General features: G+C 54.9%; 14 protein-coding genes and 1 pseudogene. 9 read left to right on the top strand and 6 right to left on the bottom strand.

Going from position 1 to position 13150, the window contains the following annotated elements; genetic code table 11:
• Positions 1-327 precede the first annotated feature (327 nt).
• From IQ273_RS22075 to IQ273_RS22040, 8 genes are all read left to right on the top strand, one after another.
• A complete protein-coding gene (locus IQ273_RS22075) occupies positions 328-825 on the top strand; it encodes a DUF2231 domain-containing protein (protein WP_194025322.1) in 498 nt (165 codons plus the stop codon).
• Positions 825-1409 carry a DUF2231 domain-containing protein gene (locus IQ273_RS22070; protein ID WP_194025321.1) on the top strand — a complete coding sequence of 195 codons (585 nt, stop codon included), beginning with the start codon at positions 825-827 and terminating at the stop codon, positions 1407-1409. The genes IQ273_RS22075 and IQ273_RS22070 overlap by 1 nt, the downstream gene beginning before the upstream one ends.
• Before the next feature lie 24 nt (positions 1410-1433).
• Entirely contained in the window at positions 1434-2396 is a 963-nt protein-coding gene (locus IQ273_RS22065) for a cytochrome c oxidase subunit II (RefSeq protein WP_194025320.1), read from the top strand.
• Positions 2389-4074 carry a cytochrome c oxidase subunit I gene (ctaD, locus tag IQ273_RS22060; protein WP_194025319.1) on the top strand — a complete coding sequence of 562 codons (1686 nt, stop codon included), beginning with the start codon at positions 2389-2391 and terminating at the stop codon, positions 4072-4074. Before IQ273_RS22065 ends, ctaD begins: the two co-directional genes overlap by 8 nt.
• Positions 4061-4666, top strand: coding sequence for a heme-copper oxidase subunit III (locus IQ273_RS22055; protein WP_194025318.1), 606 nt, complete (start codon positions 4061-4063; stop codon positions 4664-4666). Before ctaD ends, IQ273_RS22055 begins: the two co-directional genes overlap by 14 nt.
• Positions 4667-4799: 133 nt before the next feature.
• Positions 4800-5189, top strand: a complete 390-nt coding sequence (locus IQ273_RS22050) for a hypothetical protein (RefSeq protein WP_194025317.1) — start codon at positions 4800-4802, stop codon at positions 5187-5189.
• Between the two features lie 3 nt (positions 5190-5192).
• The gene (locus IQ273_RS22045) at positions 5193-5648 is read left to right on the top strand and encodes an HNH endonuclease (protein ID WP_194025316.1); all 456 of its coding nucleotides are present in this window, start codon (positions 5193-5195) and stop codon (positions 5646-5648) included.
• Entirely contained in the window at positions 5645-7171 is a 1527-nt protein-coding gene (locus tag IQ273_RS22040) for a GMC oxidoreductase (RefSeq protein ID WP_194025315.1), read from the top strand. The genes IQ273_RS22045 and IQ273_RS22040 overlap by 4 nt, the downstream gene beginning before the upstream one ends.
• Position 7172: 1 nt before the next feature.
• Here the strand turns inward: IQ273_RS22040 and IQ273_RS22035 are convergent, their stop codons facing one another.
• The 4 genes from IQ273_RS22035 to IQ273_RS22020 all read right to left on the bottom strand — a co-directional run bounded on the left by IQ273_RS22035 (position 7173) and on the right by IQ273_RS22020 (position 9959).
• A complete protein-coding gene (locus tag IQ273_RS22035) occupies positions 7173-7886 on the bottom strand; it encodes a carbonic anhydrase (RefSeq protein ID WP_194025314.1) in 714 nt (237 codons plus the stop codon).
• An 11-nt stretch (positions 7887-7897) separates the two neighbouring features.
• The gene (locus IQ273_RS22030; RefSeq protein ID WP_194025313.1) at positions 7898-8209 is read right to left on the bottom strand and encodes a P-II family nitrogen regulator; all 312 of its coding nucleotides are present in this window, start codon (positions 8207-8209) and stop codon (positions 7898-7900) included.
• Positions 8210-8213: 4 nt separating this feature from the next.
• The gene (locus IQ273_RS22025; protein WP_194025312.1) at positions 8214-9182 is read right to left on the bottom strand and encodes a sodium-dependent bicarbonate transport family permease; all 969 of its coding nucleotides are present in this window, start codon (positions 9180-9182) and stop codon (positions 8214-8216) included.
• 306 nt (positions 9183-9488) lie between these two features.
• Positions 9489-9959 (bottom strand): orange carotenoid protein N-terminal domain-containing protein, encoded by a 471-nt coding sequence (locus IQ273_RS22020; RefSeq protein ID WP_194025311.1) that lies wholly within the window; start codon positions 9957-9959, stop codon positions 9489-9491.
• 193 nt (positions 9960-10152) lie between these two features.
• Between IQ273_RS22020 and IQ273_RS22015 the strand changes: the two are divergent.
• A pseudogene (locus IQ273_RS22015) lies at positions 10153-10449 on the top strand (type II toxin-antitoxin system PemK/MazF family toxin); the annotation flags it as partial.
• Between the two features lie 72 nt (positions 10450-10521).
• Here the strand turns inward: IQ273_RS22015 and IQ273_RS22010 are convergent.
• Together IQ273_RS22010 and IQ273_RS22005 are read right to left on the bottom strand one after the other, a co-directional pair.
• Positions 10522-11760, bottom strand: coding sequence for a hypothetical protein (locus tag IQ273_RS22010; protein ID WP_194025309.1), 1239 nt, complete (start codon positions 11758-11760; stop codon positions 10522-10524).
• 129 nt (positions 11761-11889) lie between these two features.
• Complete coding sequence (locus IQ273_RS22005) at positions 11890-13014, bottom strand: PLP-dependent aspartate aminotransferase family protein (protein WP_194025323.1); 1125 nt, start codon at positions 13012-13014, stop codon at positions 11890-11892.
• Positions 13015-13150 lie beyond the last annotated feature (136 nt).

The raw sequence follows: 13150 nt of genomic DNA, 5'->3' as shown, positions 1-13150 counted from the left end.
GATCAAGGTTGTGCGCCACCCTGCCCCACCGATCGCCCTAGGCAGATACCATTTGCCCCTGCGAAACCCTACCAACAGACAACGCTCTATCCTCTCGACAAGAATGAATATTTCATAAAATTACTATTGATCCCTACCTCACCAGTGAGACAGTCTGTCCACCTCCAGCCTACCCTTAGCTATTGATAGCTGTGATACCTACCCTGTAAACAGCAGCTTGTTATGCTCAAGCTGCTGTTAGCCTCAAAATTACCTAAACGCTAAACTCTAACTGTCACCCTGCCGTTCCGCCCGGCTCAAGCGACCTAAACTCCCAAGGAACCCGCCGTGTTTGAGTACTTGCCCCCCCTCAACAACCACAACCTGCCCTACCCCGACACCATTCACCCGATCGTGGTGCACTTTGTGATTGCGATGGTGCTGTTCGCCGTGATCTGCGACCTAATTGGATTTTTCACCAAAAACTCCCGCCTGTTTGAAGTTAGCTGGTGGAATATGGTATTTGCGACGGTGTCTATTTTTATCGCCATCATCTTTGGCCAAATCGAAGCCGGTCTGGCCGAGCCCTACTCAGCCGCCGTTGGCGATCTCAATTTGCACACCCTAATTGGCTGGTCACTCTCGGGCATCATTGCAGCCCTAACGGGTTGGCGCTACATTATTCGCATTCGCACCCCCCAGGAGCTGCCAGTAGCTTACCTGGGCTTAAACGGCCTGCTGACAGTAATTGTGCTCTTTCAGGTTTATTTGGGCGACAAGCTGGTGTGGGTCTACGGGCTGCACAGCGAACCGGTGGTAGAAGCTACCCGTGGAGGTCTGCTGTAATGATTGGTCCTGTTATCGCTGCGGGTGCTAATAATCTGCCCTACAGCATTCCCATTCACCCCAACCTGGTGCATTTGACACTCGGTCTGTTTATTGTGGCGATCGGCTTTGATATTGTGGGGGCGCTGTTCCCCCTAGAAAAGCGAGTCTTTAAATTTTTGGCCATTCCGGCGACCCGCTCTAACCTGTTTGATGTGGGCTGGTACAACATGGTAGCTGCCGCTATCATCACCTTTTTCACCGTGGCGGCGGGCTTCTACGAAATTTTGATGGCCGATATGTCGGCAGAAGGGGTCAGCGACTGGGGCCTAGGGTTTAAAGACACCATGATTTGGCACGGCCTCGGGGGCGTCCTGATCCTGACAATGATTGTGGTGATGAGTATTTGGCGAGGGTTTCAGCGCTATGTGTGGCGGCAAGACCGGGCTCGACAGGTGCAGTGGAGCTACCTCCTGGTGGGGCTTTTGGTTTTTGCGCTGATGTTTGCCCAGGGCACGCTAGGAGCCCATCTGGGCGGCGAGTTTGGCGTTCATGTCACGGCTGATCAACTGCTGCGATCGGGCGCTAGCCCCAACCAGCTCTAGACGAATAGGAATACCGACAGCGCTATGACGACACCGACAAACCCGACAAAACCCCGTAGCCTTTCTGTTCGCACGGTCGCCCTGCTGATTGCCCTGGCGATCGCCGATGCCGCAATCAGCTTTTGGGTGGGGCGGCAGGCCTATCTCTGGATGCCGCCCCAAGCTTCGGCTGAAGCCCTACTGGTTGACGATCTGTTTGGCTTTTTGACCACGATTGGCAGCTTTATCTTCATTGGGGTAACCACCGCCCTGCTGGTCTCGGTACTGTTTCAGCGGGCCGACAAGTACGACACCAGCGATGGCCCCCCGATTGAGGGCAACCTGCTGGTCGAGATTCTCTGGACCACCATTCCGCTGGGGCTGGTGATCTGGATTGCTACCTACAGCTACCAGATCTACGACCAGATGGCTATTCTCGGACCCATGGAGCACATGAACCACGTGCCTAGTCTGAGCATTATGCCCCCGGCGGAGGCGGCTACCCTACCCGCCGTGCCCGAGAAAACCCCGATCGAAGTCCACGTGCGGCAGTGGGCCTGGGAGTTTTACTACCCCGACCAAAATATTACCAGTACCGAACTGCATCTACCGGTCAATGAGCGAGCCAGGCTGGAGCTGATCTCGGAAGATGTGCTGCACGGATTCTACATTCCCGCCTTTCGCATCAAGCAGGATGTAATCCCCGGCAGCGCGATCGACTTTGGCTTTACCCCCATCCGCGAGGGGCGCTACCGACTGCGAGACTCAGACTACAGCGGCACCTACTTTGCCGCCAACCAGGGCACCGTGGTAGTCGAGTCAGCCGAGGCCTACCAGCAGTGGCTGACCGATGCCGCCGCGCAGCCCCTTACCGTGGCCGACAACCGAGCCTTTCGCGAGTTCAGCAAAGCGGTCGATCGCCCCATTTCTATGGGTTGGAAAACCGTCGTACCGGCCCCGCCCCCCCGTGTAAACTACGCCAGCCCTGAGGATAGCAGCTATGAGTAATGCGTCGTTAGAGGCGATCGCCGCCAAGAGCGGTCAGCCCTTCCCCGGTGCCCCCAATAACTGGCAACGCTTTTTCACCTTCAGCACCGACCACAAAGTAATCGGCATTCAGTACATTGTCACCGCCTTTGTGTTCTTTTTAATTGGCGGGCTGCTAGCGATGGTCATGCGGGGCGAGCTGATCACCCCCGAGGCCGACCTGGTCGATCGCACCGTCTACAATGCTCTATTCACCATGCACGGCACCATCATGCTGTTCATGTGGACCTTTCCGGTGCTCAACGGTCTGGCCAACTACCTGGTACCCCTAATGATTGGGGCGCGAGATATGGCCTTTCCCAGGCTGAATGCCGCCGCCTTCTGGCTGGTGCCGATCTTCGGCACCCTGCTGATGGTCAGCTTTTTTATACCCGGCGGGCCGTCGCAGTCGGGCTGGTGGGCCTACCCCCCGGTCAGCCTGCAAAATCCCACCGGTAATCTGATCAACGGTCAGGTGCTGTGGCTGCTGGCGGTGGCCCTGTCGGGGGTATCGTCAATTATGGGGGCGGTTAACTTCGTCACCACCATCTTTCGCATGCGGGCACCGGGCATGGGCTGGTTTAGAATGCCGGCCTTCTGCTGGACAGTACTCAGCGCCCAGATAATTCAGCTGGTTGGCCTGCCGGCACTGACGGCGGGGGCCGTTATGCTGCTGCTAGATTTAACCGCAGGCACTAGCTTCTTTGACCCGGCCAAGGGCGGCGACCCAGTACTTTATCAGCACTTCTTTTGGTTTTACTCCCACCCAGCGGTTTACGTGATCATTCTGCCGGTTTTTGGTTTCTTTTCAGAAATTTTTCCGGTGTATGCCCGTAAGCCCTTGTTTGGCTACAAATTTGTCGTGGTTTCTTCGCTCATCATCACCATTCTTAGCGCCGTGGTGTGGGTACACCATATGTATGCCAGCGGCACCCCCAGCTGGATGCGGATGCTGTTCATGTTCTCCACCATGCTGATTTCGGTACCGACCGGGGTGAAGGTGTTTGCCTGGGTGGCCACGGTATGGGGCGGCAAACTGCGGCTCGATACCCCCATGCTGTTTGCCCTGGGCGGCCTGGTTTGCTTTTTGTTTGCGGGCATTACCGGCGTCATGTTGGGGGCCGTGCCCTTCGATATCCACGTCAACAATACCTATTTTGTGGTGGGCCACTTCCACTATGTCATTTACGGTGCCACGGTGATGGGGGTCTACGCCGCCATCTACCACTGGTTCCCTAAAATGACCGGCCGCATGTATTACGAAGGCCTGGGCAAGCTGCACTTTGCCCTCACCTTTATTGGCGTCAACCTCAACTTTTTCCCTATGCATCCCCTGGGGCTAATGGGCATGCCTCGGCGGGTGGCCTCCTACGACCCAGAGTTTGCCTACTGGAACGTGATTGCTAGCCTGGGCGGCTTTTTGCTGGGCGTATCAACTCTGCCCTTCATTCTCAACATGATCAGTTCTTGGGTACTGGGCAAGCAAGCCCCGGCTAACCCCTGGAATGCGATCGGCTTAGAGTGGCTGATTCCATCGCCGCCGCCGGTCGAAAACTTTGAAGAAATTCCGATTGTCGTGTCTGGCCCCTACGGCTATGGCTCCCATGAACCCTTAGTTGCCAACAACCCTGCTGGAGAGTTGATCAGTGAGCACAGCTAACCTAGACCCCACCCTAAACACCCACGGTGCCCATACCGCCGAGCACGAAGAAGAAGACCACCGCATGTTTGGCTTCATCGTCTTTCTGCTGTCAGAAAGCGTCATTTTTCTGAGCTTTTTTATAGGCTACACGGTCTACAAAACCAACATCACCGACTGGCTGCCCGCTGGAGTCGAGGGCCTGGAGGTGCGCGAGCCGCTGATCAATACCATCGTGCTGGTGTCGAGCAGCTTTGTGATCTACTTCGCCGAGCGTTTTTTGCGCAAAGAAAACCTCTGGGGCTTTCGCGCTTTTTGGCTATTGACCATGGCCATGGGCAGCTTTTTCCTCTATGGCCAGGCGGTGGAGTGGATGGGCCTGCCCTTTGGCTTTACCGACGGCGTTTTTGGCGGCACGTTCTACCTGCTGACCGGCTTCCACGGCCTGCACGTGATGACCGGCGTGCTTTTGCAGGGGATTATGCTGGGGCGATCGTTCTTGCCTAACAACTACGCAGGCGGCGAGTTTGGCGTAGAAGCAACCTCCCTGTTCTGGCACTTCGTCGATGTCATCTGGATTGTCTTATTTATCTTGATCTACGTGTGGCAGTAGAGCATTATCCCAGATCCCAGGGTTCTTCTTTGGTTTCTCAACTAGCCTGTGTCTTTCCCCAAGAACCCTGGGATCTTCTAAACAGAAAAACCTTTCCATCGTTAACTCAACAGGTCAATATTTTGATAGTCCTATGAGCACTCAAGTCACCCTCACACTGCCAGACGAGATTTATCGGCAAGCGCTGCGCTTTGCCCACTTGGCTAATCGAGATGTGACCAGTGTTTTAACCGACTCAATTTTGCGCTCTATCCCAGCCGTTCGAGAAGAAGCCCTTGCCCTAGCACCAGTCTCATCCCTTGCTGATGATGAGGTTATAGCGCTAACTCAACTACAAATGGAGCCTGACCAAGATCGACAGCTGAGTCTCTTGCTCGATCGCCAGCAAGACGGAAGTTTGCTTGAGTCTGAACGACTAGATCTACAAAATTTGATGCAGATTTACCAGGAGGGGCTACTTCGAAAAGCTACGGCTCTCAGCGAGGCCGTTGAACGTGGATTGATTGAGCCATTGAGCCATTAAGCAGTGAGCCAAATTAATTCAAACCTTCGCGATCGCGTTAGGTCTCAGGCCAATTATCAATGTGGATATTGTCGCAGCCAACAAAAGTATGTTCTGGGGGTTTTAGAGATAGAGCATATTATTCCTAAAGCTGCAGGTGGCTCGGATGATGAAGAAAATTTGTGGTTAGCTTGTCGCCTATGTAACTCCTATAAAGGCATCCAAACTGAATCCAAAGACCCAGTTACTAACCGCACGGTAAATCTTTTCAATCCACGGCAACAGCTTTGGAATCAGCATTTTAAGTGGGTGAACAATGGCATTTTTGTGGAGGGATTAACGGGGGTGGGGCGAGCTACTGTCTTAGCTCTACAACTTAACAACCCTTACGCCGTTACAGTTAGGCAAGCCTGGATTTCTGCAGGATGGCATCCTCCCAGCACCTCTTCTACCTCAACTTCTGATAGGGAAGCACCATGATTATCGACGACCAACACTACGACGTGATCATTGTCGGCACCGGAGCGGGGGGTGGTACTCTGGCCCGCAAGCTCGCGCCGTCGGGCAAGCGCATTTTGCTGCTGGAGCGGGGCGACGCCATGCCCCTAGAAGAACAAAACATTAGCAATGTCGATATTTTTCAGAAGCAGCGCTACCACGCCCCCGAGCAGTGGTACGACGAGAACGGGGAGCCGTTTACGCCGCAGATGAAATATGCGATCGGCGGCAACACCAAAATCTATGGGGCGGCCCTCCAGCGGATGCGGGAAAAAGACTTTGAAACGGTGGCTCACCAGGACGGTATTTCGCCTGAGTGGTGCCTTAAGTACAGTGACTTTGAGCCTTACTACACCGAGGCCGAGGCGATGTACCAGGTGCATGGCCAAAGCGGCGCAGATCCTACCGAACCCTTTCACAGCGCTGATTATCCCTACCCGGCGATCGCCCACGACCCCACTATTCAGCCCGTAGTAGACGGCATTACTAAGCAGGGTTGTCATCCTTACCCGCTGCCCATATCGCTATCGCTGCGAGACGATGACCCCACCGGCGATGCCGAGGTGTTTGGGGTGGCTCCGGCGCTCGATTTTGGCAACGTTACCCTCAAAACCTCAGCTCAGGTAACGGGCGTTTTGACTAACCCCTCGGGAACGGCAGCCAAGGGTGTACAGGCTACTATTAATGGCCAGCCCTACCTGTTTTTGGCCGATATTATTGTGCTGGCCTGCGGGGCGATTAACTCGGCAGCGCTGCTGCTGCAGTCGGCGAATGAAAAGCACCCCAGCGGGTTAGCTAATAGCTCAGATCAGGTGGGGCGCAACTTGATGAAGATTCAGCTGAGTTCGATTGTGGAGGTGACAGCCCAGCCGAACTCCGGCAAGTTTCCGCGATCGGTGGGCATTAACGACTACTACTGGGGCGACGGAACCTGGGGCGACGGACAGGTTGCTTACCCCATGGGCCATATTCAAAATATGGGCGGTGTGCTGCAAGACGCTATTTTTGCCGAGTCGCCCCCGGTACTCTCGCTGGTTACCAAGTTCATGCCCAACTTTGGGCTCAAACAATTAGCCACCCGCTCAATCGCCTGGTGGGCCATGACCGAGGTGCTGCCCGACCCCAAAAACCGGGTAGAAGTTAAAAACGGTAAGCTCTACGTATCGTTTACCGCCAACAACGCTGAGGCCCACGATCGCCTGGTGTACCGCTGGCTCGACGTGCTCAAGGCGGTCGAAAAAGATAGCAGCCTGTTTTCGCGATCGGGCCTGCACCCTCGTGGCGAGGTACCCCTGCCGGTGATGGCTTACCAGTGTGGTACCTGTCGCATGGGCACCGACCCGACTACCTCAGTGCTCGACATTAACTGTCGCACCCACGAGCTAGATAACCTCTACGTAGTGGACAGCAGCTTTATGCCCTCTAGCGCCAGCGTGGGGAATGCTCTGACGGTGATTGCCAATGCCCTGCGAGTGGGTGAGCATTTGCTAGAGCGGCTAAGGTAGGCTACGTAACCAGCGTGACGGTCCCGGTATCGAGGTCGTAGCGGGCACCGACCACTTGGAGCTGGCCCGACTGCTGGCGATCGCGGACCAGCTGCGATCGCATCAGCTGCTCCATTTGGTAGCGCACGTTAGCCGAAACCGCATTGTCCACCGCGTTGCCCGGCTGACCCTTCACCCGGGCAACCGCTGGCAGAATCGCCTGCACAAAGGTGCCAATTTCGCCGGGCAAAGGACCATTTTCGACCGCCGCCGTCACCGCCCCACAGCGTTCGTGGCCTAGCACCATCAGCAGCGGCGTGCCCAGTAGCTCCACGGCGTATTCAAGGCTGCCCACAACTTCGGGGGTAGCGATATTGCCCGCCACCCGCACGTCAAAGATGTCGCCCAAGCCCTGATCAAAAATGATCTCAGCCGTCACTCGCGAGTCGGCACAGCTGAGCACCGTAGCAAAGGGGTGCTGTGCCAGGGTTAGTTCCTTCACTCGGGCTTCTGACTGGTCCGGGTGTTCTAGGTGGTGCTGAGTAAACCGCTGGTTGCCAGCCATTAAGCGATCCAGCGCCTGCTGGGGAGTTAAATCGCTAGGGCTAGGCGATGCGGCAGATGCGGCCGTTGCTTTAGTTGGCCAAAGCAATGCCCCTCCAATTAATCCAAGAGCCCCACCGCAGCCCAACTTCAAAACACTGCGACGATTTATGCCCCTATCGTTGCAATCCATAACCCGATTCCTTATAGTGACGCGACACATTTCACCGAGCGAATCTCCATCACATCGGAGATGTAACAGGTGCCCCCAAATTTGTTTAGCAGCGGACGCACATTTTCGGCTACGGTTTTGATTTCGTCGGGCATGCAAAACGCAATGATATAGACATTGTCGAGCATGGTCATATCAAGGTCTTCGCTCCCTCCTCGCAGCCCCTCGCCTTCTACATTGCGAATTACTGCATGACCATGAACGCCTGATTTTTTTAGGCTGTCTAAAATCTTGGCCAACTCGAAGGAGTTGGCAATAATCTCAATCTTTTTAACAAGGTGCATAAACTTAGCTCCACAATAGGTTGATGCCGTATAAATACAGTGGAATGCCGACAATGATGTTGAACGGAAACGTTACCGCTAGTGCTGTAGAAACATACAGGCTAGGGTTGGCTTCAGGTACGGTCAGCCGCATGGCCGCAGGCACCGCAATGTAAGATGCACTGGCGCACAGTACGGCAAATAAAAGGGCATTACCCTGGGACATATTGATTGCCCTGGCGATAAGTAAGCCAACCCCTGCATTGAGTATTGGAATCAGTATGGCAAAGGAAATTAGGAATACACCAGTTTTTTGCAAGTCTTTAATTCTTTTGGCGGCTACCAAACCCATATCGAGCAAAAAGAAGGTCAGCACACCGTAGAACATCTCCTGGGTAAAGGGCGACAAGACTTCCCAGCCGTGTTCTCCGGTAAGCATGCCGATGATCAAACTGCCGACTAATAAGAAGACTGAGCTATTCAAGAAGGCATCTCGCAGCACCTCAGACCACACAAAGTCCCGATCTTCATCCACTGCAAAGAAATTTACTAGAATTAACCCGACAATAATGGCGGGAGATTCCATCAGGGCTAAGGCTGCTACCATAAACCCGTCAAAGGGAATACTCAGTTCTGTCAAAAAAGCACTAGCAGTAATAAACGTAACGGCGCTGATAGAGCCGTAGGTAGCTGCGATCGCAGCCGAGTCGTAGGTATCTAGCCTTAGCCTTAGGATGAAGTAGGTGTAGAGCGGTACCACACAGGCCATTAAAATAGCGGCTACCAGCGTCAACACCACCTGTTGATTAATGCCGCTTTTAGTTAGCTCTACCCCTCCCTTAAATCCAATCGCTAACAGCAAATAAAGCGAAAACAGTTTGGGAATTGGCGGCGGAATTTCTAAATCAGACTTCACCAACACAGCCGTCATTCCCAAAAAGAAAAACAGCACTGGAGGATTCAAAATATTGGACATGATCAAGTTGGCATCCATGTCTACCCCTCCTGCTGCATATACTGCTGAAAATTAAAAAAACTTTTCATTTTGTGAGTGATTACTGCCCTATTCTCCTTGGTGTATCGCGTTAAATTATCTCCTGTCAATGATTTCGTCAAAAACTTTGCTGAAAAAGAATTCGTGTAACGCCTGCCACATGGGTGGAGTTTGAGACAACTTGAATGTCACTTTTTGGACCGCTTCATTAAAAAAAGGAGCTAACCGCTAAAGGGCTAGCTCCTAAAACCTAATTGCTAATGAGTAAAACGTCCTTTGGTAATTGCTTGCCAAAGGCGACAGCTATTAGCCAGCCGTGGTCTTTTGTAGACCCATTTTGGTTACAGCATTGCGGGTAAAGTTAATCCGCTGCTCAAAGTCAAGCCCTTTAATTTGGCTGACAAACCCTTCGGTATTCTCAGGCAAAGAGTAGTCGTTGGGGACATTAATGATGTCGCCCGACTCCATGCCCTGGGCCAGCAACAGCCAAAACTCTAGCTTGGTTGAAGGGCTAAGGGCACCATACTCTTTGCTGATTGTGGTGTCGGCTCGGTTGGCGATGTCGCGTTGAGCCTGAAGTTGGTCATCTTTAGACAGCACAACAACCTGGCTGTACAGGGCTTGGCCCAGCCCTTCTACCTTGTTGTCGGGGTTGGGGTTGAGCTGATCTTTGATGTCTAGATAGCCGTACCACAACAGGGCAAGCTGGGTATCAGCATCAAATTTTTCGAACTGATTTAGGGGTTCTTTAACAGCGTCTACGGTTAAGTAGGTCATAGTGACCTCCTGTGTAAGTTTTGGCGCTGTATTTTTGCTAAAGCGATTGACCTCAAGCTTGGCTTGGGTTTAACGAGGCTAAAGCTTACAGCGCTTTCGTTACAAACTTTAACGATTTTAAGCTGGTACTGTTGTCCCTCCGAAGAAGTAAACTAAAACCCTCGATTAGAGGGAGTGACAAGGGCTCCGTCACCCCTACGTCACCCTCCAAGACGACTTGTTCAACCCTAGCCGCCGCCTCGCCGTCGTCACCTGCGCTCTCACAACTAACCCCAAGCGTGTAAGCCTCCCCAGCAATGTGGCTTTCGAAGCTGGCCTTCTGAAGCGAAGCATTGTTGAGGTGGGTAAACTCACGTCCCTGCAAAAAACTCAGCTCGGTTTCTATATCGGCATTCTCACCGAGGCACGGGTGGTCAAGCTCCTTGCAGGCATCCGGTTTCTTCGCAGATTACCCGATGAGCGGCGATCGCCCCTAAGTCTCGCTCTATAATCTTCACGCTATTGTCAGGAGGCGTGCCATGATCCTCGAACACACAGGCTTCTGACTATTGCCTTCATCGCCTCAAACCTCCACCTCTTGAGCGGTGCCGCAGTGTCGGCAGTAGGGCAAATACTTGTAGGTGGGCTGGTGGCAGTGGTGGCACTCCACGTCCTGGTGGTAGCCGCAGTGGGGGCAGTGAGCATCGCCCCGGCGCAGCTTTTTGGCGCAGCGAATGCACTTCTGGTTTTGCACCCGCCCCGCCACCTGTAGCCGGGGGTTGAGCACCACCTTTTGAAAGAACTTGATCATGCCGTAGCCGACCAGCGGCACCAGCAAAATGTAGAGGTAGTTGATTAAAAACAGCAGGCCCCCCAGCAGCGCCACAATAATCTGCGACAGCCAGCTAAACAGCGCCCCAAACTGCAATACCTCAAACAGCTTGATCACCAGAGGAATGCAGAAAATCACCAGCAGGTGCCAGCTCTGCAATGCCACCAGCCCGTAGCCGCGCCGATCGGCAAAGCGATAGACGACCCAGGCTAACCCCACCAAGGGCAGCAAAAATAAGCTCTGAAACAGCAGCTGCACCGTGGGGTACCAGAAGGTGGCTCGCTGATACTGGCGATCGAGCGGCTGAAACTGCGCGTCGTTGCTGAGCAGGGCGAGAAACGGCTGGCTGGCCTCAGTTTGGGCGAGCTGGGTTTGCAGGTCGCTCTGCTGCTGCCGCAGCTGCTCCAGACTGACGTTGTTGCGATCGAGGGTAGCGCGGGCATGGGCAGCTTCCACCTGGTTGATCGACTGCTCCGGCGGCTGCCCGGCAATTTGCTCTAGCAGGGTCGAGTCGTACTGGCTGCGAATGGTCTGATTTTCTTGCTCCAAGCTGTTGATGGAGTCTTGCACCTGATCGAGGCTGGTGAGAATCTGGCGATTTTCGGGGGTGTCGAGGCCGTCAGCGGTGGCGGCGTAGTCGAGACAGATGGAAGACACCTCGCCCAGGTGGCCCTCGGCCAGATTGCGGTAGTTAGTAGCCCAGCTAAACTCGGGCTGGGTTTGAAACTGAATGCTGTTGCGCAGAATGTCGTAGTCGCGGTTCCCCTGGGTTTGGGCGCGATAGCCCGTCCAAGGCTCGTGGCAAGGGTGGGCCTGGTAGGGGCTGAGAGGCCAGCGGCTAATGTCGCTGAGGCCGCTAAACACATTGAAGAGAATGAACAGGTCAATCAAGATGATCACCGCCAAACTGGCCCGGTTGACGGGCTCATTGTTGACGGTGCGGGCCTGCCTAAAAAAGCGGCGAAACTGCCGCCGAACTCGATTGACCATATCCCTGGCTCCAAAAGCGTGATGCTACCGACTGTAGCCTTGGCTCAGCCCAGGACTCATTGCCGTCGCCCAGTTTCCAGTTCTGGCCTGCTGCTGGCGGCAGGATAGGCTGTTTGCCGGTGGGCGGAGTTAATACTTGAGCGCCTGATCGAGGTCGGCAATCAAATTGTCCACCTGCTCCAGACCAATCGAGAGGCGCAGCAGGTTGGGGGCTGTTTGAGTGCCTTTCTCAATCGAGGCCCGGTGTTCTACGGTGCTGTGGGGGCTGCCAAAGCTGGTAGCACGGGCAATCAATCGGGTTTTGGCGGCTACGCCCATAGCAGTCTCCTGATCGCCCTTGACCAAAAACGATAGCAGCCCCCCGTAGCCACTCATTTGCTGCTGGGCAATAGCGTGGCCGGGGTGCCCCGGCAGCCCAGGGTAGAGCACCTGTTCAACGGCAGGATGCTGGGCCAGCCAGGTGGCAACGGTCTGGGCGGCCTGGGCCTGGGCACGCACCCGCAGAGGTAGGGTTTGCAGACCCCGCAGGGTGAGCCAACAGTCGAAGGGCGAGGGCACCACGCCGCCGATGGTCTGCACCAGTCGCATTTGCTCAAACAGCGGGTTGATCCCGCGGGCGACCACCGCGCCACCAATCACATCGCCGTGGCCCGCCAGGTACTTGGTGGTGGCGTGAATAGCAAAGTCGGCACCCAGGGTGAGCGGCGTTTGTAGCACTGGGGAGGCGATCGTGTTGTCGCAGGCTAGGTAAGCGTCGGACTGGTGGGCTAGAGCTGCGATCGCGCGAATGTCAGTCACCGCCAGCTGCGGGTTCGACGGCGTTTCGATTAGCACTAGGCGGGTGTTGGGTCGCAGCGCCTCTTCCACCGCTGCCAAATCCATCGTATCGACGAGGGTGTAGCTCAGCCCCCAGGGGGCAAAAATTTGGCTCAGCATCTGCTGCACGCCAAAGTACACACTCTGGGGCGCAATCACGTGGTCGCTGGGGCCAAGCGCCTGCAGCAGGCTAAAGGTGGCGGCAGATCCAGAGGCAAAGGTGACGGTTTCGGCCCCTTGCTCCAGGTCGGTGAGGGCCGTTTCGAGGGCGTCGCGGTTGGGGTTGCCGCTGCGGCCATAGATGTAGCCCTTGGGGTAACTGCCATCGGCGTCGCGCTCAAAAGTGGTCGAGAGATGAATGGGGGCGGTCAGCGCTCCGGTAGCGGGGTCGATACCCCGACCGCTGTGGATGGCCTGGGTATCGGCTGAGAAAGGCATGGCGTCGGGAGACATAAAATGATGGAGGAATGACAGTCCCCTGATTGTAGGAGCGATTTTTCAAAGGCATTGACCCAGGCGATTCCCGCTTAGGGAGGCTTCGCCAACGCACCCAAATCAGCCCTCCCATCTGGGC

The organism is Nodosilinea sp. LEGE 07298, from assembly GCF_015207265.1.
In the GTDB taxonomy this organism is placed as follows: domain Bacteria; phylum Cyanobacteriota; class Cyanobacteriia; order Phormidesmidales; family Phormidesmidaceae; genus Nodosilinea.
This window is presented reverse-complemented; position numbering and strand designations above follow the sequence as displayed.

Bases quoted from the DNA above. Each gene is read 5' to 3' on its own strand.
- IQ273_RS22070 (WP_194025321.1), top strand. From the start codon at position 825: ATGATTGGTCCTGTTATCGCTGCGGGTGCTAATAATCTGCCCTACAGC.
- IQ273_RS22065 (WP_194025320.1), top strand. From the start codon at position 1,434: ATGACGACACCGACAAACCCGACAAAACCCCGTAGCCTTTCTGTTCGC.
- ctaD (WP_194025319.1), top strand. From the start codon at position 2,389: ATGAGTAATGCGTCGTTAGAGGCGATCGCCGCCAAGAGCGGTCAGCCC.
- IQ273_RS22050 (WP_194025317.1), top strand. From the start codon at position 4,800: ATGAGCACTCAAGTCACCCTCACACTGCCAGACGAGATTTATCGGCAA.
- IQ273_RS22040 (WP_194025315.1), top strand. From the start codon at position 5,645: ATGATTATCGACGACCAACACTACGACGTGATCATTGTCGGCACCGGA.
- IQ273_RS22035 (WP_194025314.1), bottom strand. From the start codon at position 7,886: ATGGATTGCAACGATAGGGGCATAAATCGTCGCAGTGTTTTGAAGTTG.
- IQ273_RS22030 (WP_194025313.1), bottom strand. From the start codon at position 8,209: ATGCACCTTGTTAAAAAGATTGAGATTATTGCCAACTCCTTCGAGTTG.
- IQ273_RS22025 (WP_194025312.1), bottom strand. From the start codon at position 9,182: ATGGATGCCAACTTGATCATGTCCAATATTTTGAATCCTCCAGTGCTG.
- IQ273_RS22020 (WP_194025311.1), bottom strand. From the start codon at position 9,959: ATGACCTACTTAACCGTAGACGCTGTTAAAGAACCCCTAAATCAGTTC.
- IQ273_RS22010 (WP_194025309.1), bottom strand. From the start codon at position 11,760: ATGGTCAATCGAGTTCGGCGGCAGTTTCGCCGCTTTTTTAGGCAGGCC.
- IQ273_RS22005 (WP_194025323.1), bottom strand. From the start codon at position 13,014: ATGCCTTTCTCAGCCGATACCCAGGCCATCCACAGCGGTCGGGGTATC.